The organism is Geoglobus ahangari (assembly GCF_001006045.1).
Lineage (GTDB): Archaea > Halobacteriota > Archaeoglobi > Archaeoglobales > Archaeoglobaceae > Geoglobus > Geoglobus ahangari.
The window spans coordinates 397616-416740 of record NZ_CP011267.1 but is presented as its reverse complement, the minus strand read 5'-3'; the positions used below and the strand labels follow the sequence as shown (position 1 = coordinate 416740).

Below are 19125 nucleotides of genomic sequence, written 5' to 3'. Positions count from 1 at the left end.
GTGGTGTGATGACAGTCAGCTTTCAGTTTACGGAGGAGCAGGAGGACATAAGGAGGGCTGCAAGGGAGTTCGCGGAGAAGGAGTTCACGCCCGAGCTTGCGAGGGAGTGCGACAGGGAGGAGAAGTTCCCGATGGAGCTCTTCAAGAAGTGCGCGAAGCTTGGATTCCATGCCGTGGCAATTCCGGAGGAGTACGGCGGAGGTGGCTACGGGCCGATAGAGCAGATGATCGTGATGGAGGAATTCTCTGCCGTAAACCCGGGACTCGGGCTTGCATGCCTTCTTCCGACCTTCGGTGTTGAGATCCTGCTCCTGCACGGCAGCGAGGAGCAGAAGGAGCAGTACGTGACGAAGATTGCGAAGGGAGATGCCATAATGGGCATGGCCAACACCGAGCCAGATGCGGGAAGCGACTCCGCGAGCATAAAAACGAGGGCGGTTAAGGACGGAAACGAGTGGGTGCTTAACGGGACTAAGCAGTTCATATCAAACGGCTCAATTGCCGACTTCATCCTCGTGACCGCGAGGACAAGAGAGATGGAGAGCTTCGAAAAGAGGCACAGGGGGATCAGCTACTTCATAGTCGAGACCGACAGGGAAGGCTACAAGGCGGACAAGATCAAGGGCAAGATGGGTATAAGGGCCACAGACACAGCCGAGGTCAGCCTGAACAACGTCAGGGTTCCTGAGAGCAACCTTGTTGGAGAGGAGGGTAAGGGATTCTACTACATGATGGAGTTCTTCGACATAACGAGGGTCTGGGTTGCCGCGCAGGCAGTGGGCATTGCGAGAGGTGCGCTGCAGCTCGTGATTGACTACGTCAAGCAGAGGAAGGCGTTCGGCCTGCCGCTCGCGGCCTTCCAGTACATACAGTTCAAGATCGCCGAGCTCGCGACGAAGATCGAGGCTGCGAGGACCCTTACCTACAGGGCTGCCGCGGTGCAGGTCGAGCAGGGCAAGCCGGACAACACTCTCTCGGCGATGGCCAAGTGGTATGCTGGAGAGGTTGCAGTTGAGACCACAAACTGGGCGCTCCAGTTCCACGGAGGATACGGTTACATAGACGAGTACCCGATCAACCAGTTCTACAGGGACGCGAAGATCACGGAGATATACGAGGGTGCAAAAGAGGTTGAGAAACTCATAATCGCAAGAAACCTCTTCGGGTTCAAGGGGAGGTAAGCTTTTCGAACCCCTCTCTCAATTTTTTGTAGGTTTCCTCCACAGCTTCGGGTATCACCCTCACGTCCGCTATCACCGGCATGAAGTTCGTATCTCCATTCCACCTCGGCACGATGTGCAGGTGTATGTGATCTTCTATTCCGGCCCCGGCCACCTTCCCGAGGTTTATCCCCAGATTGAACCCGTCAGGGCTCATGACCTGCTTTATCACTCTCACCGTTTTCTGGGCGAGCGTCATCATCTCCAGCGCCTCGTCTTCGGTGAGATCCTCCAGACTGCCCACGTGCCTGTAAGGTGACACCATGACGTGACCCGGGTTGTACGGGTAGTTGTTCATGATCACGAAGCAGGTCTCCCCCCTGTGGACTATCAGCCTCTCCTCATCTCTGTTCTCCTTCGGAAAGTCGCAGAAAATGCACCCCTCGTGCTTCGGGGACATTATGTACCGTATCCTCCAGGGAGCGAAGATTCTCTTCATGGTGGTTGATTTGGGGTTTTGTGGTATATACTTTGCTGATTTCATGTGGAGGGGGTAGGGGTGAAACTGTGAGCATCAGTCAGCATCGCATGTAATGCCAATGTCTAAACGGATAGCTTTGAGGCCTTCGATGAACCCAAAAATTTATATAATTGAATTACTTAATTTCTACTCGAAAAAAGCTAAGGAGGTGTTTTGATGGAGCTGCCACTTGCCCCGGTTGAGAGGATTATAAGGAAGGCCGGAGCCCAGAGGGTTAGTGAGGATGCCAAGAAAGCTCTTGCGGAGGCCATTGAGGAGTACGCTCTTCAGGTCGGCAAGAAGGCTGTTGAGCTCGCAAAGCACTCTGGCAGAAAAACGGTCAAGGTTGAGGACATCAAGCTCGCGACGAGCCAGCTCTAATCTCTTCAAATTTTTTTGTTGTCAGGCCTTGCTCATCAGGTTCTCAACGAGTTTTATGTGCCCCTCCTCCCACTGGACGAGTTTTCTAAGGGCGTCCTTGATGAACTCGACGGCCTTGTCTCCGAGCTCCTCGGATATCTTCGAGTAGTCTTGCTTCAGCAGTTCCCTGTAGTAGTCTCTCGCCCACCTCTCCCACTTCAGGATCTCGTTGAGCTGCTGCACCGTGAACTCGTCTGAGAAGTCGAACCTCCTCAGCCCTATGGTTCTTATCGAGTACTCCTTGAACTCGTCTATGCTGAAGTTCAGCCGCTCTATTATCGCCTCGATCATCATTTTGTGCATCTCGTTATCCCGTATGAGCTTGAAGAGGGCTTCGGATACCTCATCATCTCCAAGCTGGAGCATCGCCTCTGAAATCGCCTCGGTCTCGGTGTGCTCTGCGACGTATGCTCTTGCAAGCATCCTCGCGAGCACCTTGCAGTTGAACTCCACAGGTACGTTTTCCATCATAGCAGTTTTTCCTTACATAGTATAAATCACTTTTGGAATTAAGGTCGAGGTGCGGGAGCTCTGCCACGATAGGGATGAAAGGCCTTCACTGGCCATTAAATCACCGGAGAAATTACTGAGGCAGATTTGTGGTCTTCAGCTACCTTATATCTCATGTATCCTACTTCAGCGCGCAGACCTGCGCCCTCGCGCGGGTTCGAATATCCAACCTGCCGGGCGTTTTGATAAACTTTTTAACCTGTCCGTAAGAATTTCCGGGTATGCCATTTGGTAACTATTGGCAACGTGAGGAGGTAATGCCGCTCAACCAGCTTGAGGAACTTCAGCTCAAGAGGCTCAGGTGGGTTGTGAGGCACGCTTACGATAACGTTCCCTTTTACAGGAGAAGGATGAGAGAATTGGGAGTCCACCCAGACGACATCAGGAGGAGGGAGGATATAGCGAGGCTCCCCTTCACGACCAAGGAGGATCTGAGGGCAAACTATCCATTCGGTTTAATGGCAGTGGACAGGTCGGAGCTCGTGAGGATCCACATGTCCTCCGGGACATCTGGAAAGCCGAAGGTTGTGGCGTACACGGAGAGAGATCTGGAGAACTGGATAAACATGGTGGCGAGATGCCTGTACATGGTTGGCGTGAGGAGGGGGGACGTCTTCCAGAACATGGTGAGCTACACCCTCTTCACCGGAGGCCTCGGCTTCCACTACGCCGGGGAGAGGATAGGGGCGATGGTGGTTCCGAGCGGTACTGGGAATACGGAGAAGCAATTGCAGTACATGCTCGACTTCGGCACGACCGTGATCCACGCGACCCCCAGCTATGCCCTCAGGATAAAGGAGGTCGCGGAGGAGAGGGGAATAGACCCGAAGTCCCTACCCCTGAGGATTGGTTGTTTTGGAGCTGAGCCGTGGAGCGACAACACGAGGAAGAGGCTGGAGGATGCCTTTGACATCAAGGCTTTCGACAGCTACGGTCTGAGCGAGATGAACGGCCCCGGAGTTGCGTTCGAGTGCGAGGAGCAGAACGGCCTGCACATCTGGCACGACCACTACTTTGTCGAGGTCGTGGATCCGGAAACCGGGGAGCCGCTGGCTGAGGGGGAGAGGGGCGAACTCGTCTTGACTCCCTTGACAAAGGAGGCGATGCCGCTGATAAGGTACAGGACGGGAGATGTTACATACATAATGGACTACGAGAAGTGCAGCTGCGGCAGGACGCATCCGAAGATACACAGGATCCTTGGGAGGGTGGACGACATGATCGTCGTGAGAGGGATAAATGTCTACCCGAGCCAGATCGAGCACGTGCTGATGAACATTCCTGAGGTGGGAGACCACTTCCAGGTGCTGATAACCAGAAACGGCTCTCTGGATGAGATTACCGTGAGGGTGGAGATGAGGGACGAGATATTCACCGGAGAGCTCGAGGACTTCAGGAGGATTCAGGGCAAAGTTTCGAAGGCCCTCCAGACCGAGCTCAACATAAGGGTCAACGTCGAGCTCGTCGAGAAGGGAACGCTGGAGAGATTCGAGGGGAAGGCCAAGAGGGTTATAGACCTGAGGGAAGAGTTGTGAGAAAGGGGTTGAACAAAAAGATTTATTCTTCTTTTGCCTCGGTTTCCTTCTGAGCCTCCTCTTTGCCTTCGGAGCTCTCCTCCTTTGCCTCAGTCTCCTGCTTCTCCTCAGGCCTCTCGAACTTCTCGGTGAAGACGACCTCCTTCACCTCGGGCAGGTGCTTGAATATCTGGTCGACCACCGTGAACTTGCCCAGCAGGAAGTACTGGTTGAACGTCGCGTCTCTCGGAACCTCGACAACAACCCTGCCATCCTCTATCTCAGGAACGAGCTCCCTGCCAGTGTAGATCAGGAACAGGTACTTCACCTTCTCCTCCGGCTTGTCAATGAGCTCCTTTATCTCGTACTCGAAAATTATCTTCTTCCCCGCGAGCGGGTGGTTGAAGTCCACTATCGCCCTCCTTCCGATCACCTTCTCGACTATCCCCGTTTTCTCGCCGATCCTGACCCTCTGCCCCGGAACAGGCCTCTCGCTGAACTTGGTTATCGACACGACCTCCTTGTTGTCCGGGTCGTACTCTCCGAACGCCTTCTCTGGAGGAACCTCGACTGTGCCCTTGTAGCCAACCTCCTTGCCCTCAAGATCCTCGTCGAGCCCCTTGAGCACGTGCCCCTCTCCAACAACGACGACTATGTCTCCGTACCTCGCGCCCTCCTCGTAAACCCCGTGCTCCCTTGCAACGCTCTCGTCCGTTGAGTCGATTACGGTGCCGTCCTCAAGCTTTGCCGTGTAGCTAATCTTGACGAAGTCGCCCTTTTTGATCACAGTCATCACCTCTCTTTCCCGCTGGAGCTTCAGATTTAAAAATGTATGGTTAAGGTTAAATCCGCTCACCTCAAGGCAGGCCATGGAGGTTGAGGTCAAGTTCGCCGTCGAGAACCCGGATGAGATTGAGCGGATTGTCGAGGAGATGGCGGAGTTCGTTATTGACAAGGAGGAGTATGACCTCTATTTCAACCACCCCTGCAGAGATTTTGCCGAAACCGATGAGGCCCTCAGGGTCAGGAGGGACGTTGAGGGCGTGACTCTGACCTACAAGGGGAGGAAGGTGGATCCGGAAACGAAGACGAGAGAGGAGATCAAGGTCAGGCTGGACGACTTCGACAGGATGGTGGCCATTCTCGGGAAGCTTGGCTTCAGGGTTGCCGGGGAGGTGAGGAAGAGGAGGAAGATCTACCGAGATGGAAGCATAGTGATATGCATAGATCGGCTTGAGGGGATCGGGAGCTTTGTCGAGCTCGAGATTGAGAGCGACGACGTCGAGGGTGCCAAGGAGAGGCTCTTCGAGTATGCGGAAAAGCTGGGGCTCAGCAGGGAGAAAAGCATAAGAACGTCATACTTGGAGATGGTTCTGAATGTGGCTGATAGTGACGGAAAAGGATAACACCGCAAGGAGAATCGCGAGCATCCTCTTTGGCAGCGTCAGCACGAAGAAGATCAACGGAATAAACGTTTATTATTCAAAAGACGGAGACAGCGCGGTTGTGGGGTTAAAGGGGCACATAGTGGAGCTTGACTACCCGAAGGAGTACAACAACTGGAGCAAGGTGCCACTGAAGTCTTTGCTGAGGGCGAGGCTCGTAAAGAGGGTGAAGGAGAGAAGGATAGCTCAAACTCTCGAGAAGCTTGCAAAAGAAGCTGACAGGGTGACGATAGCGACAGATTACGACAGAGAGGGTGAGCTGATCGGGTTTGAGGCCCTCGAGATAATCAGGAGGGTGAACCCAAAAGTCAGGGTGGACAGGGCCAAGTACTCGGCCATAACCCCTTCTGAGATCAGGAACGCCTTCAAGAACAGGACCGAGGTCAACTACAACCTCGCGAAGGCTGCTGAGACGAGGCAGATTGTCGATTTGATGTGGGGTGCTGTTCTGACGAGGCTCATCTCGCTCTCCTCAGGCAGGATGGGGAAGGACTTCCTGAGCGTCGGGAGGGTTCAGTCTCCCACTCTCAGATTCATCGTGGAGAGGGAGAAGGAGATCAGGGAGTTCGTTCCAACCCCATACTGGGAAATAACTGCCGTCTTCAAGAACTCCGAGAAGTTTGAGGCAAAGCACGTCAAGAGGTTCCTGAAGAAGGAGGAGGCCGAAAAAGCGTTTGCGAGGATCGGCAGGGAGGCGACAGTCAGGAAGTTCGTTGAGAAGGAGGTCGTGGAGGGGAGGCCGATACCGTTCAACACCACCGAGTTTCTCAGAGAGGCGGGGAAGTTCATGCCTCCTGACAGAGCGATGAGCATCGCCGAGAACCTGTACATGAACGGTTACATCTCCTACCCCAGAACCGACAACACCGTCTACCCCAAATCCCTCAACCTCAAGGCCATAGTCAAGCAGTTCCTGAACTCCGAGTTCAGGAAGGAGGCGGAGATAGCCCTGAGCCACATGAAGCCCTCGAGGGGGAAGAGGGAGACCAAAGACCACCCTCCGATCCACCCCGTCGCAGTTGCCAGCAGGAACGATCTCTCCAAGGACGAGTGGAGGATCTACGAGCTTGTGGTCAGGAGGTTCCTCGCCACGCTCTCTCCCGAAGCAATCTGGGCAGTCAGGCAGGTTGAGATTGACGCTAACGGGGAGGTCTTCAAGGCTTCAGGCAGACAGATCGTCAGGATGGGCTGGAGGGAGGTCTACACGTACGTGAAGACCGAGGAGACCCATCTCCCCAAGCTTGAGGTTGGGCAAGTGCTTCAGGTTCTCTCCAAGAAACTACACGAGAAGAAGACCAAGCCGCCCGGAAGGTACACGATGAGCTCGATAATCAAGCTGATGGAGAAGCACAACCTCGGCACGAAGTCAACGAGGCACGAGATCCTGAAGAAGCTCTACACGAGGGGGTATGTGAGAGGCAACCCGATAACTCCCACCGAAATAGCGTTCGCTGTAATCGACGCGCTGAAGAAGGAGGCTGAGGTGATAACCCTGCCGGACATGACCGCAAAGCTCGAGCAGGACATGGACAGGATCGAGGAGGGCAGGCTCGATCAGAAGGAGGTCGTTGAGGAGAGCGCGAGGTTCCTCGAGAACGTCCTTGAGAAGGTGGATGCAGAGGAGCTCGGAAAGGTCATAAGAGAGGGGATAAAGAGGGACAGGGTTGTAGGCATGTGCCCAGAATGCGGCAAGGAGCTGGAGATCAGGAAGGCCAAGGGGAGGTTCATCGGGTGCACGGGCTACCCGGAGTGCAGGTTCACCCTGCCCCTGCCCCAGAAGGGCAGGCTTGAGGTGACTGCCAAGAAGTGCGACAAGCACGGGATGAGCATCCTGAGGATCAGACCCTCCAAGGGGAAGTCCTGGACGTTCTGCCCCTACTGCAGCTATCTGGAGTGGAAGGAACGGGGAAGACAGGACAGTTCGGGTTGATGCTCTGACCATCAGATCGGGGATAAGTTTAAAATTCCTGCGACGTATTCTGAGCGATGGTTCCCGTGGTCGAAACTGAGGGAATACACATAATAGTCGAGGCTTCAGGCTGCGATGCAGACGTGATTTCGGATCCTAAGAAGATTGAGAGGATTTTCAAGGACGCTGCAAGGCATGCGAAGATGACCGTGAAGGCCTCGTACTTCTTCAAGTTCATGCCTGCTGGCGTTTCTGGCGCCGTGATCGTAGCAGAGTCCCACATCTCGATACACACGTGGCCCGAGTTTGGCTACGCAGCCCTCGACGTTTACACTTGCGGGGACTCAGACCCCGAGAAGGCCGTGGACTACATTCTGGAGAAAATAGGGGCGAAGCACGCCCACGTTTCTGAGGTCAAGAGGGGAATAAGGGAGGAGGAAGGCACGTACACCCACACGATTCTGACATGGGAGGAGGAGTTCTGATCAGTCGTTTATGCATATCATGTGCCCCATCTTCTCCTTCTTGGTTTTCAGGTAGATGAAGTTCTCCCTGCTCGGCTCGACCTCTATCGGCTCCCTCACGACCTCGAAGCCGTACGCTCTGAGCTCTTCTATCTTCTCTGGGTTGTTGGTCATCAGCCTCACCCTTCTGACCCCGAGGTCGAGCAGGATCTGCGCGGCTATGCCGTAGCTCCTCATGTCTGACGGGAATCCGAGTTCGAGGTTCGCCTCCACAGTGTCCTTGCCCTCCTCCTGCAGCCTGTAGGCCATCAGCTTGTTCAGCAGCCCTATTCCTCTCCCCTCGTGACCGCGCATGTAGATCAGCACGCCCTTGTTCTCGCGGTCTATCTTCTTCAGCGCCTTCTCCAGCTGCTCTCCGCAGTCGCACCTGAGGGAGTGGAATATGTCCCCCGTTAAACACTCCGAGTGGATTCTCACCGGCACGTCATGCAGATCCTCTCCTCTCACAAGCGCGACTATCTCTCCAAGAGGCGTTTCATAGCCAACAGCCCTGAAGGTGCCGTAGAACTTTGTCGGCAGCGTCGCCTCAACAACCCTCCTTACGAGCTTCTCCTCCTTCAGCCTTCTTGAGATGATCTCCTGAATTGAGAGGAACGCGAGTCCGTTCTCCTTGGCGAATCTCTCGGCGAACTCTATGTCAGCGTACTCACCATTCTCGTTCATCAGAAAGCCGTAGACTGCGAAGCGCTCGTGGTTGCTGAGCTTGGCAAAGTCCATCGCAGCCTCTCCAAAAAACGGCCTCTCGAGCACACCACCCTCCTTCGCCTCCTCGACGAAGATGTTGCCGGGGTAAACGACCTCTCCGCTTTTGACCTCCTTTCTGACGAGCCTCCTTATGAACTCCGCCTTCTTTCCGGCGCTTCCGTTCTCTGAGAAGTCTATCGGGATGTACCTCCCGTTGTAGAACCTGAACCTGTTAAGGTTGAGGGAGACGATCTCCTTCCAGGGCATTGCGAGAATTATCCTGTCGCAGTTCTTCATCAGGAGGTTGATCTCCTTCGATTCAACGGACTCGGCGGGGAAGCACACCACTGCTCTCTTGCCGTTGTGGATCACTGCGCCCATGCTCTGCCTTGGCTGGATGGGTATATAATTTTTGAGAAGTTTCTCATTCTTTTTCATCGTGCCTCTTCTCGACCTCCTCCATCTTCAGCATCTCCTCGTACTCTCCCTCCGTCATCTCGAGAACGTAGCTGCCTATGTACCCGCAGCTCTTGCAGTAGTACTTCCCGGAAACGCCCCCGGTGTCAAGCTCGACGTCGGTTGACTTGCAGACCGGACAGACGAGAACCTTCCTTGTCATGCTGGAACCTTTGGCATCGAGTCTTTAAATAGCTATTCTTTCTGCACCTTGCAGTCTGTGAGATCTTTCAGGAAAAATTATAAACTTTTGGCGCAAGGCTCTCACGGGTGGTAGCTTGAGGAAGGTGCTTATTGTATTGCTGATTCTTGGAGTGATGCTCGCCGGATGCGCGCAGCAGGAGGAGAAGGCCGCAACACCAACGCCCACGCCTGAAAAAGCGGCCGAACAGAAGGTCGAGCTGAAGCTTGTAAACCCCGGAAAGCTGACTGTGGGCAGCGACGTTGCGTATCCCCCGTTTGAGTACACCAACCAGACGACGGGTGAGTACGAGGGCTTCGACATAGACCTTGCTAAGGAGCTTGCGAAGAGGCTCGGTTTGGAGCTTGAGGTTGTGAACACCGCATGGGATGGAATAATTCCGGGTCTGCTGGCCCACAAGTACGACGTGATAATCTCAGCCATGACGATAACCGAGGAGAGGGCGAAGCAGGTCTCGTTCAGCGACCCCTACTTCGAGGCCAAGCAGGTCATCCTCGCCAAGAAGGGCTCGGGAATTAAGGGCGTGGAGGATCTGGCAGGCAAGAAGGTTGGAGTGCAGCTCGGCACGACGGGAGACTTTGCAGCCCAGAAGCTCATCGAGAACGGCATAGAGTTCGAGCTGATCAAGTACGAGGACACCCCCTCAGCACTGATGGCAATCGAGAAGGGAGACATAGACGCGGCGATAATTGACAACTTCGTTGCATATCTTGCCCAAAAGAACAACCCTGATGTCTTCGAGGTGATCGAGGACAAGACCTTCGAGCCCGAGTACTACGGAATTGCCGTGAACAAGGACAATCCAGCACTCCTCGAGGCCATAAACAAGGCCCTGAAGGAGATGAAGGAGGACGGAACCTACGACAAGATCTACAAGAAGTGGTTCGGGGAGTAAAAGGGTAAGGTTTAAAATCTCCCAATTTTTTTGTGCCCATGGTAGGGATAAACCAGTTCGATCCCGAGCTGTTCATAAACATCCTTCCCGACCTTGCCTTCGGGGCATTCATGACCCTCAAGCTCACCACGATCTCAACGTTCTTCGGCCTGATAATTGGCTCCATTGCCGGTTTGGCCAGAGTATCCCACAATCCCGTTTTCCACTACCTCTCAACGTTTTACGTGGAGGTCATAAGAGGAACTCCTCTCCTCGTCCAGATCCTAATCGTCTACTTCGGCCTTCCGGCCATCGGGGTGAACCTCTCCCCCGAGCCTGCGGGCATAATCGCTCTCAGCATAAACAGCGGAGCTTACATCGCCGAAATTGTTAGAGCGGGGATAGAGTCAGTGCCCCACGGCCAGATGGAGGCAGCGAGATCCCTTGGAATGACCTACCTTCAGGCCATGAGGTACGTGATCTTCCCGCAGGCGTTCAGGAACATAATGCCCGCCTTGGGCAACGAGTTCATAGCCCTGCTGAAGGACTCCTCGCTGCTGTCGGTGATCTCAATAGTCGAGCTCACGAGGGTTGGCAGGCAGATAGTCTCGGCCACATTCAACGCATGGACTCCCTTCATCGGCGTGGCACTGTTCTACCTGATGATGACAATCCCGCTGAGCAGGCTGGTCAACTACTACCAGAGGAGGATTGGTAAGTATGCTGTTAAGAGTTGAGAACCTCCACAAGAAGTTTGGCGACCTGCATGTGCTCAAGGGCGTGAACCTCGAGGTGGAGAAGGGGGAGGTCGTGGTCATAATCGGCCCGTCTGGCAGCGGGAAGAGCACCCTGCTGAGGTGCATAAACAGGCTCGAGGAGCCAACATCCGGCAGAATCTTTCTGGATGACGAGGAGATCACCTCTGATAGGGTGGACATAAACAGGATACGGCAGAGGATAGGGATGGTCTTTCAGCAGTTCAACCTCTTTCCACACCTCACCGCCATAGAGAACGTGACCCTCGCGCCGATAAAGGTCAAGGGGATGGATAGGGAGGAGGCTTACAGGATCGGCATGAAGCTTCTGGAGAAGGTTGGGTTGAAGGACAAGGCCAACTACTATCCCCACCAGCTCTCTGGAGGACAGCAGCAGAGAGTTGCGATAGCAAGGGCTCTGGCCATGAATCCAGAGGTGATGCTGTTCGACGAGGTCACCTCAGCTCTCGATCCTGAGCTCGTGAAGGAGGTGCTCGAGGTCATGAGGGGGCTCGCGAGGGAGGGCATGACGATGCTGGTCGTGACGCACGAGATGGGCTTCGCGAGGGAGGTCGGAGACAGGGTCATCTTCATGGATCACGGGGTAATAGTGGAGGAGGGGACTCCGGAGGAGATTTTCTCAAACCCGAAGGAGGAGAGGACAAGGCGCTTTCTCAGAATGATTTTCTGATCCTTTCTGATTTCTCAACCCATTCCGCGAACCTCTTCACCGTCATTTCGAGGCTCCTCATTCCCTCCCCGTCATTCCTCACACCCTCAAGGGTGTCTCTGCTCCAGAACGCCGCTCCAAGATTTGCTCCAAAGCTCCCGCCACTCACAGGAATCATGCGGTTCATTGTGAAGAACGCGTTTATCTCGAGCAGAGCCAGATCCTGACCTCCGTTCCTGTCTCCACCAACGGCAATCCCCATTCCCGGCTTTCCCGCGAGTGCCTCAGGGTTTCTGAACAGCAGCGCCCTCGTTCTTTCAAGCATCGCCTTCATGTGAGCAGACACACCACCGTTGTGAACTGGGGTGGCGAGGATCACGCCCTTCGAAGCCTCGAGCAGCTCGTAGAGCTTTATCATGTCGTCCTCATGCACGCACCTCTTCGATTTTCTGCAGAAGTCGCAGTGCCTGCAGAGCTCTATCCTACTATCGTGGGCTGAGAAGATTGCGATTTCAAACCCGCGCTCCTCAAGCATTTTCAGCGCGAGTGAGAGAACGTGGTGTGTTGCTCCCTTCCTCGGGCTTCCCGACACTCCCACTATCATCTCTCGAAGTCTCTTCAGACAAATTTAAGCCTTCCCTAAACAACCCTCACGACCTGCCTGAGCTCCGATATGAACTCCTTGATTATCTCCTCTGTCACGTGGGGCATTATGACCATCCTGACGGCCTTGGGCACCCTTATAGTCGAGATCACCCACCTCCTCCTGTAGAGCTCGTCCTTTATCTTCTCCGCATTCTCCGCGTGGAACGAGACGACGTTCATGATCGGTCTGATTACTGGCTCGAAGCCGATGCCCTCCATCTCCTCCACAAGAATTCTCGTGTTCCTCAGACACCTCTCAACGATCTCCTTCATTCCCTCAAATCCCAGATGCTTCAGAACCGCGTATGTTGACGCCACCCCCGTCCCGGGCCTCGTGCCCGTGAGGGTGTACTGGTACTTTGAGGTCAGGTAGGGGGTCTCGACCTCAAGAGCTCTGAGGAACTCCTCGCCCCTGAACAGTATCCCGCCAGCAGGGATGGTGGCCATGCCCATCTTGTGGGGGTCGACCGTTATCGAGCTCACGCCCTCGACACCAAAATCGAAGGGGATTCTTTCGTCCATGAACGGGAGGACAAGTCCGCCGAATGCCGCATCTACATGCAGGAACACGTTCATGTCCCTCGCGATCCTCCCCAGCTCCTCTATGTCGTCAACCTGCCCGAGCTCAGTTGTGCCGGCTATGCCCACTATCGCCACCGTGTTCTCATCCACCATCCTCTCGACCTCTGCGGTGTCCACCCTGTAGCTCTCGTCCAGCGCTGCCCTCCTTATCTCCACGCCAAGGATGTCGCCGATCTTCTCGAATGAGAAGTGTGCTGACTTGGGAATCACAATGTTCGGGTTCTTTACCCTCTTCAGGTTCCTCGCGGCCCTTATTCCCTGAATGTTGGCCTCGGTGCCACCTGAGGAGATGTAGCCTGCCGCCTTCGGGTGGTTGAGCAGGCTTCCAAGCATCTCGATTACCTTCCTTTCAAGCTCGGTCGTTCCCACGAATATCCCGGGGTCGCCCAGATTCGTCTCCACGAACATTCTGTGAGCCTCGAGCGCGACTGGGTGGGGAGTGGTGCACATGGAACTCAGAACTCTGGAGTAGGGGATATCCCTCTCCCTGTAGATCCTGAGCTCATCGATGATGTCCATAGCACTAAGCCCATCAATTTATTTAAATAGCTAATCCACTCTTCCTGTGAACCTTGCAATTCTGGTTGGAGGGAGGGGCAGGAGGCTTGGAGGGATCGAAAAGTCCCAGCTCAGGCTGTGCGGGAGGAAGGTGATTGACATCCTCACCGAGGAGTTCTCCTCATGGAATGTGGTGGTCGTGTGCAGGGATCAGGAGCAGAAGGGGCTTTTTGAGGGTGTCGAGTGCGTGGTAGACAGGGTGGAGAACTTCGGCCCCCTCGCCGGGATATACTCAGCGCTGGAGTTCTTCGGTGACAGGGTTGCGGTTGTTGCGACCGACATGCCCTTTCTGAGGGAGGAGGTTGTGGGAGAGCTCTTTCGCAGCTCTGAAAAAATAAATGCGTCCGTCCTCATGCCCTACTGGAGGGACGGGAGGTTTGAACCCCTCGCATCCGTTTACTCTCCAGAATTGATGCCCGAGATAGAGAAAAGCTTCGAAAGGAACGAGAGAAAGATCCTCGCCCCGGTCTTCAGAGCGGAGAGGGTCTTTCTCTACGATGTCGAGTGCCTCAGGAAAATTGATAAAAACCTGATCTCATTCTTCAACATAAACACGGCCGAAGACCTCAAGAGGGCTGAGGAGTTATGCTCGTTGATGCTTTCGGAAGGAGAGTGACCAACCTCAGGATCTCCGTTACCTCGAGGTGCAATCTGAACTGCTTTTACTGTCATCAGGAGGGCTACTCATCTGACAAGGAGCTCACGCCCGACGAGATCTCCGAAATTGCCGGAGCTTTCAAGAGCCTCGGCATAAGGAAGGTGAAGATCACTGGCGGAGAGCCGCTCATCAGGAAGGACATAGTTGAGATAGTTGAGAAGCTGCCGGAGTTCGATGAGGTGTCAATGACAACGAACGGCGCCCTGCTGCCCAGATACGCTCACGAGCTGAGCGAAGCAGGTCTCGACAGGGTGAACGTCAGCCTCGACACGCTTGACGAGGAGAAGTACAGGATAATGACGAGAGGGGGGAGAATTGAGAGGGTTATAGACGGGATTCACGAGGCCGTCAATGCTGGCCTAACTCCCGTTAAGATCAACATGGTGCTCATCTCGGGCTTCAATCTGGAAGAAGTGGACAGGATGGTGGAGTTCGTTAGGAAGTTCAATGGAAAGGTGATACTCCAGCTCATAGAGCTCGTGAGCCTGAACTACAATGGAGAGGGACACTTCGACGTTTACGAGCTCGCGAGGAAGTTCGAGGAGAACGCCAAGGAGGTCAGGGTCAGGAGCATGCAGAGGAGGAAACAGTACGTCTTCGAGGACTATGCGGTTGAGCTGGTGAAGCCCGTGGACAACTCGGAGTTCTGCTCCGCATGCAATAGGATCAGGGTGACAGCGGATGGGAAGATAAAGCCGTGTCTGATGAGGAACGACAACCTCATAGACATCCGCGGGCTGAGGGGGGAAAGCTTAATAAACGCCATAAAGAAGGCTGTAATGCTCAGAGAGCCTTATTACAGGGGGTGATGTCGTGATTGAGCTGAAAATAGATGGGAAGAAGATTCCGCTGAACAGGTACGTCAGCGACGTGTTTCTGAAGGTCATCTCCGCCCTGATCTCAACTCTGAAGGGCGTGCCGGAGGACTGGAAGGAGTTGGAACTTGTCATAAAGAAGGATGAGGAGTGACGCAGACAGAATCCCGGAATACGTTCCGGGGAAGAGCGTTGAGGAGATAAAGAGGAAGTACGGGCTCGAAAGGGTGGTGAAGCTCACCTCCAACGAGAACCCGTACGGCTGTTCTCCGAGGGTTCTGGAGGCTCTCAGGAGTGAGTTTTCCCCGAACGTTTACCCCCCCTCTGATCCGGAAGAGCTGAGAGAGGCAATCTCGGACTACATCGGGTTTGAGAGCGACATGGTTGCCGTCTCTGCCGGAATGGATGGGGTTCTCGAGACCGTCTTCAAGATGCTTCTCGAGCCCGGGGACAGGGTGTGCTTCGCCGTTCCCACTTTCCCCTACTACTCGATCCTCTCCAAGATCTACAGGGCGAAAGAGGTGAAGGTTGGGAGGGGTGAGGGCTGGGAGATGAGGGATTTTGATGACGGGGCAAAGCTGACGATCATCTGCTCACCCAACAACCCCACTGGGAATGTGGAGGATCCTGAGTTTGTGAGGCATGTGGTGGAGAGTGTTAAGGGCTATGTTTTCATCGACGAGGCCTATGCGGAGTTCACAGAGAGGCAATTGATCCGCCTTGCAGAGTACGAGAACGTGATAGTCGGCAGGACGTTCTCAAAGGCGTTTGGCCTTGCCAACATCAGGCTTGGTTACGGGGTGATGCACCCGGATGTCAGGAAGGAGTTCATGAAGTTCAACACCCCCTTCCCCGTCTCAACTCCTGCAATAAGGGCTGGAATCGCTGCCCTTCAGGACTTGGAGTGGATGAGGGAGGCTGTGGGGAGGATTGTTGAGGAGAGGGAGAGGCTTTACAGGGAGCTCGAAAAGCTCGCAAGGCCTTACCCGTCAGAGGCCAACTTCATCTACCTCGAGACCGGGATGAGCTCGGACAAACTCGTGAGTGAGCTGGAGAGGAGGGGTGTGATAGTCAGAAACCTCTCAGGCTTTGAGGGTGCGGGCAAGAACGCGGTCAGGGTGAGCATTGGCAGGAGAGAGGAGAACGACATCTTCCTCTCAGCTCTGGAGGAGGTTCTATGCTCGCGATAACCGGGACTCCGGGGGTCGGCAAGACGAGCGTTGCCGAGGTGCTCAGGAGCAGGGGGTACAGGGTTCTGCACCTGAACGAGATAGCGGAGCACTACGACTGCCTCGAGGAGGATGGAGAGGAGAAGCTGGTCGACCTTGAGGCGCTCGTGGAGAGGTTCAGCGAGGATGATTTCAGCGCGGATTTTGTTGAGGGGCACCTCAGCCACCACATTGCCAGGAGGTGTGTGGTTCTCAGGTGCAATCCAGTGGAGCTGAGGAGGAGGATGGAGGGCAAGGGATGGAGCGAGGAGAAGATCGCGGAAAATCTTGAGGCCGAGATAATTGACTACATCCTTGTCGAGGCCCTTGAGGTCTGCGAGGAGGTTCACGAGATCGACACTACTGGCAAAACCCCAGAAGAGGTGGCGGATCTGGTGGAGAAAATATTCAGAGGGGAGGTAAGCCTCCCTCCGGGGGGCATTGACTGGATCGCAGAGCTTGGGGACAGGATAGACGAGTTCGTGAGGAGGTAGCTAAACCATCCACACTACCTTCTTGTCAACATCCCTTCTCGGCGGAACCGGCGGGTTCTTGGCGGGGTACCCAACTGTTATTGCGGCCACAAACTTCTTGTCCTCAATTCCGAGCGCCCTGTTTATTTCCTCCTCCACGTGCACAGGCCCAGTCATCCAGCAGGTTCCGAGGCCCATTGCATGGGCTGCAAGCAGCATGTTCTGAATAGCGGCCGAAACGCTCTGCACATCGCTGTAGTCATCTCCGGTTGGAATATAGTAGGCGAAGATCACAACAGGTGCGTTTCCGAGGCTTTCGAAGAACTGCTTGGTGAACCGTATGACCTTCGGGTTGTCCGCGTAGAACCTCTTCAGCCTGTCGTGGATGTGGTCGAAGCTCTTCCTCAGCGTGTCTCTCAGCTCCTCCAGCTTCTTCCCGGAAACCACGACAAAGAACCACTGCTGCCTGTTCATTGCCGATGGAGCCCACATCGCGAGCTCTATCATCTTCTCGAGCTTCTCCCTCTCGACAGGCCTGCCATCGTAAACTCTGTGGGATCTTCTCTCCTTAATCACCCTCTCGACACATTCGAAACACTCTTCCATGTTACGTAACTCTCAGTTCTCTTATTTCTAATTTGCCATAATTTTTCAGTAGCAATTCTCATCCAAAAGGTTTATATTTCCAGCCCTAACCAGCTAATTCCACGAGGTGCGGGGGTTTTCCGAGGGAGGAAAGCCCCTGAGACATGGGAAATGTTTATAAATCCTGAATTGACAAGCTTCAAATCGCCCTTTGGGGGCGTGAGAGCAACGATAAAGCTTATAAATCACAAAGTCCCAATAACACATTACCAAAAACCGCGGGTCCGGCAAGGGCCCCGAGAGGGCGAAAGCCCGGGATGAGGGGCGGTGTTCCCACCCGCGGTATAGCGAGGGAGGACGTGTCCAGAGGGGACACGTCTGAGATGGGCTTGCCAGCAAGGCAAATCCGGCGGGAGAAGGGACGTATTCACCTTTTCCCCCGCCAATTCTGGTTGATCCTGCCAGAGGCCGCTGCTATCCGGCTGGGACTAAGCCATGCGAGTCAAGGGGCTTGTACCCCTTCGGGGGTGCAAGCACCGGCGGACGGCTCAGTAACACGTGGACAACCTGCCCTCGGGTGGGGGATAACCCCGGGAAACTGGGGCTAATCCCCCATAGGTGATGGGTGCTGGAATGCCCCATCACCGAAAGCGCTCAGCGCCCGAGGATGGGTCTGCGGCGGATTAGGTAGTTGGCGGGGTAACGGCCCGCCAAGCCGAAGATCCGTACGGGCCATGAGAGTGGGAGCCCGGAGATGGACCCTGAGACACGGGTCCAGGCCCTACGGGGCGCAGCAGGCGCGAAACCTCCGCAATGCGGGAAACCGCGACGGGGCTAGCCGGAGTGCCGATGCCTCGCATCGGCTGTCGGGGAGCCTAAAAAGCTCCCCACAGCAAGGGCCGGGCAAGGCCGGTGGCAGCCGCCGCGGTAATACCGGCGGCCCGAGTGGCGGCCACTATTATTGGGCCTAAAGCGTCCGTAGCCGGTCTGGCAAGTCCCCCGGGAAATCTGGCGGCTTAACCGTCAGGCTGCCGGGGGATACTGCCAGACTAGGGACCGGGAGAGGCCGGGGGTATTCCCGGGGTAGGGGTGAAATCCTGTAATCCCGGGAGGACCACCTGTGGCGAAGGCGCCCGGCTGGAACGGGTCCGACGGTGAGGGACGAAGGCCTGGGGAGCGAACCGGATTAGATACCCGGGTAGTCCAGGCTGTAAACGATGCGGGCTAGGTGTCGCGACAGCCACGAGCTGTCGCGGTGCCGGAGGGAAGCCGTTAAGCCCGCCGCCTGGGAAGTACGGCCGCAAGGCTGAAACTTAAAGGAATTGGCGGGGGAGCACTACAACGGGTGGAGCCTGCGGTTTAATTGGATTCAACGCCGGGAAGCTTACCGGGGGAGACAGCGGGATGAAGGTCGGGCTGAAGACCCTACCAGACTAGCTGAGAGGTGGTGCATGGCCGCCGTCAGTTCGTACTGTGAAGCATCCTGTTAAGTCAGGCAACGAGCGAGACCCGCGCCCCCAGTTGCCAGCGGATCCCTTCGGGGATGCCGGGCACACTGGGGGGACTGCCGGCGCTAAGCCGGAGGAAGGTGCGGGCAACGGCAGGTCCGTATGCCCCGAATCCCCCGGGCTACACGCGGGCTACAATGGCCGGGACAATGGGTACCGACCCCGAAAGGGGTAGGTAATCTCCTAAACCCGGTCTAACCTGGGATCGAGGGCTGCAACTCGCCCTCGTGAACCTGGAATCCGTAGTAATCGCGCCTCAAAATGGCGCGGTGAATACGTCCCTGCTCCTTGCACACACCGCCCGTCAAGCCACCCGAGTGGGCCAGGGGTGAGGGGGTGCCCCTAGGGCACTCTCGAACCCAGGGTCCGCGAGGGGGGCTAAGTCGTAACAAGGTAGCCGTAGGGGAATCTGCGGCTGGATCACCTCCTAACGTAGCGGGCCTTTCTCCC

Annotated in this window: 22 protein-coding genes and 1 rRNA gene; 15 read left to right on the top strand and 8 right to left on the bottom strand. The window is 55.3% G+C overall.

Translation table 11 applies throughout. The features are described 5' to 3' along the window. The first annotated feature begins 8 nt into the window (after positions 1-8). Positions 9-1181 carry an acyl-CoA dehydrogenase family protein gene (locus GAH_RS02395; protein ID WP_048094517.1) on the top strand — a complete coding sequence of 391 codons (1173 nt, stop codon included), beginning with the start codon at positions 9-11 and terminating at the stop codon, positions 1179-1181. Here GAH_RS02395 and GAH_RS02390 read toward each other — a convergent pair. Continuing rightward, a complete protein-coding gene (locus GAH_RS02390) occupies positions 1168-1659 on the bottom strand; it encodes an HIT family protein (RefSeq protein WP_048094516.1) in 492 nt (163 codons plus the stop codon). The two genes, GAH_RS02395 and GAH_RS02390, sit on opposite strands and share 14 nt — an antisense overlap. Positions 1660-1854: 195 nt before the next feature. Here GAH_RS02390 and GAH_RS02385 point away from each other — a divergent pair, with 195 nt between their 5' ends. After that, positions 1855-2061 (top strand): histone, encoded by a 207-nt coding sequence (locus GAH_RS02385; RefSeq protein WP_048094515.1) that lies wholly within the window; start codon positions 1855-1857, stop codon positions 2059-2061. 21 nt (positions 2062-2082) lie between these two features. On the opposite strand, the gene GAH_RS02380 is transcribed toward GAH_RS02385, so the two are convergent. Beyond that, positions 2083-2571, bottom strand: coding sequence for a hypothetical protein (locus tag GAH_RS02380; protein WP_156967366.1), 489 nt, complete (start codon positions 2569-2571; stop codon positions 2083-2085). A 260-nt stretch (positions 2572-2831) separates the two neighbouring features. Between GAH_RS02380 and GAH_RS02375 the strand changes: the two genes are divergently transcribed. Further along, positions 2832-4145 (top strand): phenylacetate--CoA ligase family protein, encoded by a 1314-nt coding sequence (locus GAH_RS02375; protein WP_048094513.1) that lies wholly within the window; start codon positions 2832-2834, stop codon positions 4143-4145. Positions 4146-4167: 22 nt separating this feature from the next. Here the strand turns inward: GAH_RS02375 and GAH_RS02370 are convergent, their stop codons facing one another. Further along, positions 4168-4917, bottom strand: a complete 750-nt coding sequence (locus tag GAH_RS02370; protein WP_048096678.1) for a peptidylprolyl isomerase — start codon at positions 4915-4917, stop codon at positions 4168-4170. A 76-nt stretch (positions 4918-4993) separates the two neighbouring features. Here GAH_RS02370 and cyaB point away from each other — a divergent pair, with 76 nt between their 5' ends. From cyaB to speD, 3 genes are read left to right on the top strand one after another with little or no spacing between them, the layout of a single operon-like run. Then, positions 4994-5530, top strand: coding sequence for a class IV adenylate cyclase (cyaB, locus tag GAH_RS02365; RefSeq protein WP_048094512.1), 537 nt, complete (start codon positions 4994-4996; stop codon positions 5528-5530). Continuing rightward, positions 5502-7499 (top strand): DNA topoisomerase I, encoded by a 1998-nt coding sequence (locus GAH_RS02360; protein WP_048094511.1) that lies wholly within the window; start codon positions 5502-5504, stop codon positions 7497-7499. Before cyaB ends, GAH_RS02360 begins: the two co-directional genes overlap by 29 nt. 56 nt (positions 7500-7555) lie before the next feature. After that, positions 7556-7963 (top strand): adenosylmethionine decarboxylase, encoded by a 408-nt coding sequence (speD, locus tag GAH_RS02355; RefSeq protein ID WP_048094510.1) that lies wholly within the window; start codon positions 7556-7558, stop codon positions 7961-7963. Here the strand turns inward: speD and ribA are convergent, their stop codons facing one another. Together ribA and GAH_RS02345 are read right to left on the bottom strand one after the other, a co-directional pair. Then, a complete protein-coding gene (gene ribA / locus GAH_RS02350) occupies positions 7964-9067 on the bottom strand; it encodes a GTP cyclohydrolase II (protein ID WP_048094509.1) in 1104 nt (367 codons plus the stop codon). Positions 9068-9110: 43 nt separating this feature from the next. Further along, entirely contained in the window at positions 9111-9305 is a 195-nt protein-coding gene (locus GAH_RS02345) for a hypothetical protein (protein WP_048094508.1), read from the bottom strand. A 124-nt stretch (positions 9306-9429) separates the two neighbouring features. Between GAH_RS02345 and GAH_RS02340 the strand changes: the two genes are divergently transcribed. Genes GAH_RS02340 through GAH_RS02330 form a run of 3 tightly spaced genes read left to right on the top strand, consistent with a single transcriptional unit; the run spans position 9430 to position 11664 of the window. After that, entirely contained in the window at positions 9430-10239 is an 810-nt protein-coding gene (locus GAH_RS02340) for a basic amino acid ABC transporter substrate-binding protein (RefSeq protein ID WP_245604097.1), read from the top strand. Between the two features lie 38 nt (positions 10240-10277). Further along, the gene (locus tag GAH_RS02335; RefSeq protein WP_048094507.1) at positions 10278-10955 is read left to right on the top strand and encodes an amino acid ABC transporter permease; all 678 of its coding nucleotides are present in this window, start codon (positions 10278-10280) and stop codon (positions 10953-10955) included. Continuing rightward, on the top strand, positions 10939-11664 hold the full coding sequence (locus tag GAH_RS02330) for an amino acid ABC transporter ATP-binding protein (RefSeq protein WP_281173933.1): 726 nt from the start codon (positions 10939-10941) through the stop codon (positions 11662-11664). Before GAH_RS02335 ends, GAH_RS02330 begins: the two co-directional genes overlap by 17 nt. Here the strand turns inward: GAH_RS02330 and GAH_RS02325 are convergent. Together GAH_RS02325 and mfnA are read right to left on the bottom strand one after the other, a co-directional pair. Further along, positions 11648-12247, bottom strand: a complete 600-nt coding sequence (locus GAH_RS02325) for a flavodoxin family protein (RefSeq protein WP_048094506.1) — start codon at positions 12245-12247, stop codon at positions 11648-11650. The two genes, GAH_RS02330 and GAH_RS02325, sit on opposite strands and share 17 nt — an antisense overlap. Positions 12248-12282: 35 nt before the next feature. After that, positions 12283-13389: a tyrosine decarboxylase MfnA gene (mfnA, locus tag GAH_RS02320; RefSeq protein ID WP_048094505.1), complete on the bottom strand. Its 1107-nt coding sequence runs from the start codon at positions 13387-13389 to the stop codon at positions 12283-12285. 46 nt (positions 13390-13435) lie between these two features. On the opposite strand from mfnA, the gene mobA reads away from it, so the two are divergent. From mobA to GAH_RS02300, 5 genes are read left to right on the top strand one after another with little or no spacing between them, the layout of a single operon-like run. Then, entirely contained in the window at positions 13436-14044 is a 609-nt protein-coding gene (gene mobA / locus GAH_RS02315) for a molybdenum cofactor guanylyltransferase (protein WP_048094504.1), read from the top strand. Continuing rightward, the gene (gene moaA / locus GAH_RS02310; RefSeq protein WP_048094503.1) at positions 14014-14895 is read left to right on the top strand and encodes a GTP 3',8-cyclase MoaA; all 882 of its coding nucleotides are present in this window, start codon (positions 14014-14016) and stop codon (positions 14893-14895) included. The genes mobA and moaA overlap by 31 nt, the downstream gene beginning before the upstream one ends. Before the next feature lie 4 nt (positions 14896-14899). Next, positions 14900-15055: a hypothetical protein gene (locus GAH_RS10645; protein WP_156967365.1), complete on the top strand. Its 156-nt coding sequence runs from the start codon at positions 14900-14902 to the stop codon at positions 15053-15055. Beyond that, positions 15045-16091: a histidinol-phosphate transaminase gene (gene hisC, locus GAH_RS02305; protein WP_048094502.1), complete on the top strand. Its 1047-nt coding sequence runs from the start codon at positions 15045-15047 to the stop codon at positions 16089-16091. The genes GAH_RS10645 and hisC overlap by 11 nt, the downstream gene beginning before the upstream one ends. Continuing rightward, positions 16079-16603: an adenylate kinase family protein gene (locus GAH_RS02300; protein WP_048094501.1), complete on the top strand. Its 525-nt coding sequence runs from the start codon at positions 16079-16081 to the stop codon at positions 16601-16603. Before hisC ends, GAH_RS02300 begins: the two co-directional genes overlap by 13 nt. Here GAH_RS02300 and GAH_RS02295 read toward each other — a convergent pair whose 3' ends face one another. Further along, complete coding sequence (locus tag GAH_RS02295) at positions 16604-17188, bottom strand: nitroreductase family protein (protein ID WP_048094500.1); 585 nt, start codon at positions 17186-17188, stop codon at positions 16604-16606. A gap of 424 nt (positions 17189-17612) precedes the next feature. Here GAH_RS02295 and GAH_RS02290 point away from each other — a divergent pair. Further along, positions 17613-19104, top strand: a 16S ribosomal RNA gene (locus GAH_RS02290). Positions 19105-19125 lie beyond the last annotated feature (21 nt).

What these genes read in the sequence shown, in the direction of transcription:
- moaA (WP_048094503.1), top strand. Translation starts at nt 14,014, where the DNA reads ATGCTCGTTGATGCTTTCGGAAGGAGAGTGACCAACCTCAGGATCTCC.
- cyaB (WP_048094512.1), top strand. Translation starts at nt 4,994, where the DNA reads ATGGAGGTTGAGGTCAAGTTCGCCGTCGAGAACCCGGATGAGATTGAG.
- ribA (WP_048094509.1), bottom strand. Translation starts at nt 9,067, where the DNA reads ATGGGCGCAGTGATCCACAACGGCAAGAGAGCAGTGGTGTGCTTCCCC.
- GAH_RS02345 (WP_048094508.1), bottom strand. Translation starts at nt 9,305, where the DNA reads ATGACAAGGAAGGTTCTCGTCTGTCCGGTCTGCAAGTCAACCGACGTC.
- GAH_RS02395 (WP_048094517.1), top strand. Translation starts at nt 9, where the DNA reads ATGACAGTCAGCTTTCAGTTTACGGAGGAGCAGGAGGACATAAGGAGG.
- GAH_RS02335 (WP_048094507.1), top strand. Translation starts at nt 10,278, where the DNA reads ATGGTAGGGATAAACCAGTTCGATCCCGAGCTGTTCATAAACATCCTT.
- GAH_RS02360 (WP_048094511.1), top strand. Translation starts at nt 5,502, where the DNA reads ATGTGGCTGATAGTGACGGAAAAGGATAACACCGCAAGGAGAATCGCG.
- GAH_RS02325 (WP_048094506.1), bottom strand. Translation starts at nt 12,247, where the DNA reads ATGATAGTGGGAGTGTCGGGAAGCCCGAGGAAGGGAGCAACACACCAC.
- GAH_RS02295 (WP_048094500.1), bottom strand. Translation starts at nt 17,188, where the DNA reads ATGGAAGAGTGTTTCGAATGTGTCGAGAGGGTGATTAAGGAGAGAAGA.
- GAH_RS02330 (WP_281173933.1), top strand. Translation starts at nt 10,939, where the DNA reads ATGCTGTTAAGAGTTGAGAACCTCCACAAGAAGTTTGGCGACCTGCAT.
- GAH_RS02380 (WP_156967366.1), bottom strand. Translation starts at nt 2,571, where the DNA reads ATGATGGAAAACGTACCTGTGGAGTTCAACTGCAAGGTGCTCGCGAGG.
- mfnA (WP_048094505.1), bottom strand. Translation starts at nt 13,389, where the DNA reads ATGGACATCATCGATGAGCTCAGGATCTACAGGGAGAGGGATATCCCC.
- speD (WP_048094510.1), top strand. Translation starts at nt 7,556, where the DNA reads ATGGTTCCCGTGGTCGAAACTGAGGGAATACACATAATAGTCGAGGCT.
- GAH_RS02390 (WP_048094516.1), bottom strand. Translation starts at nt 1,659, where the DNA reads ATGAAGAGAATCTTCGCTCCCTGGAGGATACGGTACATAATGTCCCCG.
- hisC (WP_048094502.1), top strand. Translation starts at nt 15,045, where the DNA reads ATGAGGAGTGACGCAGACAGAATCCCGGAATACGTTCCGGGGAAGAGC.
- GAH_RS02375 (WP_048094513.1), top strand. Translation starts at nt 2,832, where the DNA reads ATGCCATTTGGTAACTATTGGCAACGTGAGGAGGTAATGCCGCTCAAC.
- GAH_RS02300 (WP_048094501.1), top strand. Translation starts at nt 16,079, where the DNA reads ATGCTCGCGATAACCGGGACTCCGGGGGTCGGCAAGACGAGCGTTGCC.
- GAH_RS02370 (WP_048096678.1), bottom strand. Translation starts at nt 4,917, where the DNA reads ATGACTGTGATCAAAAAGGGCGACTTCGTCAAGATTAGCTACACGGCA.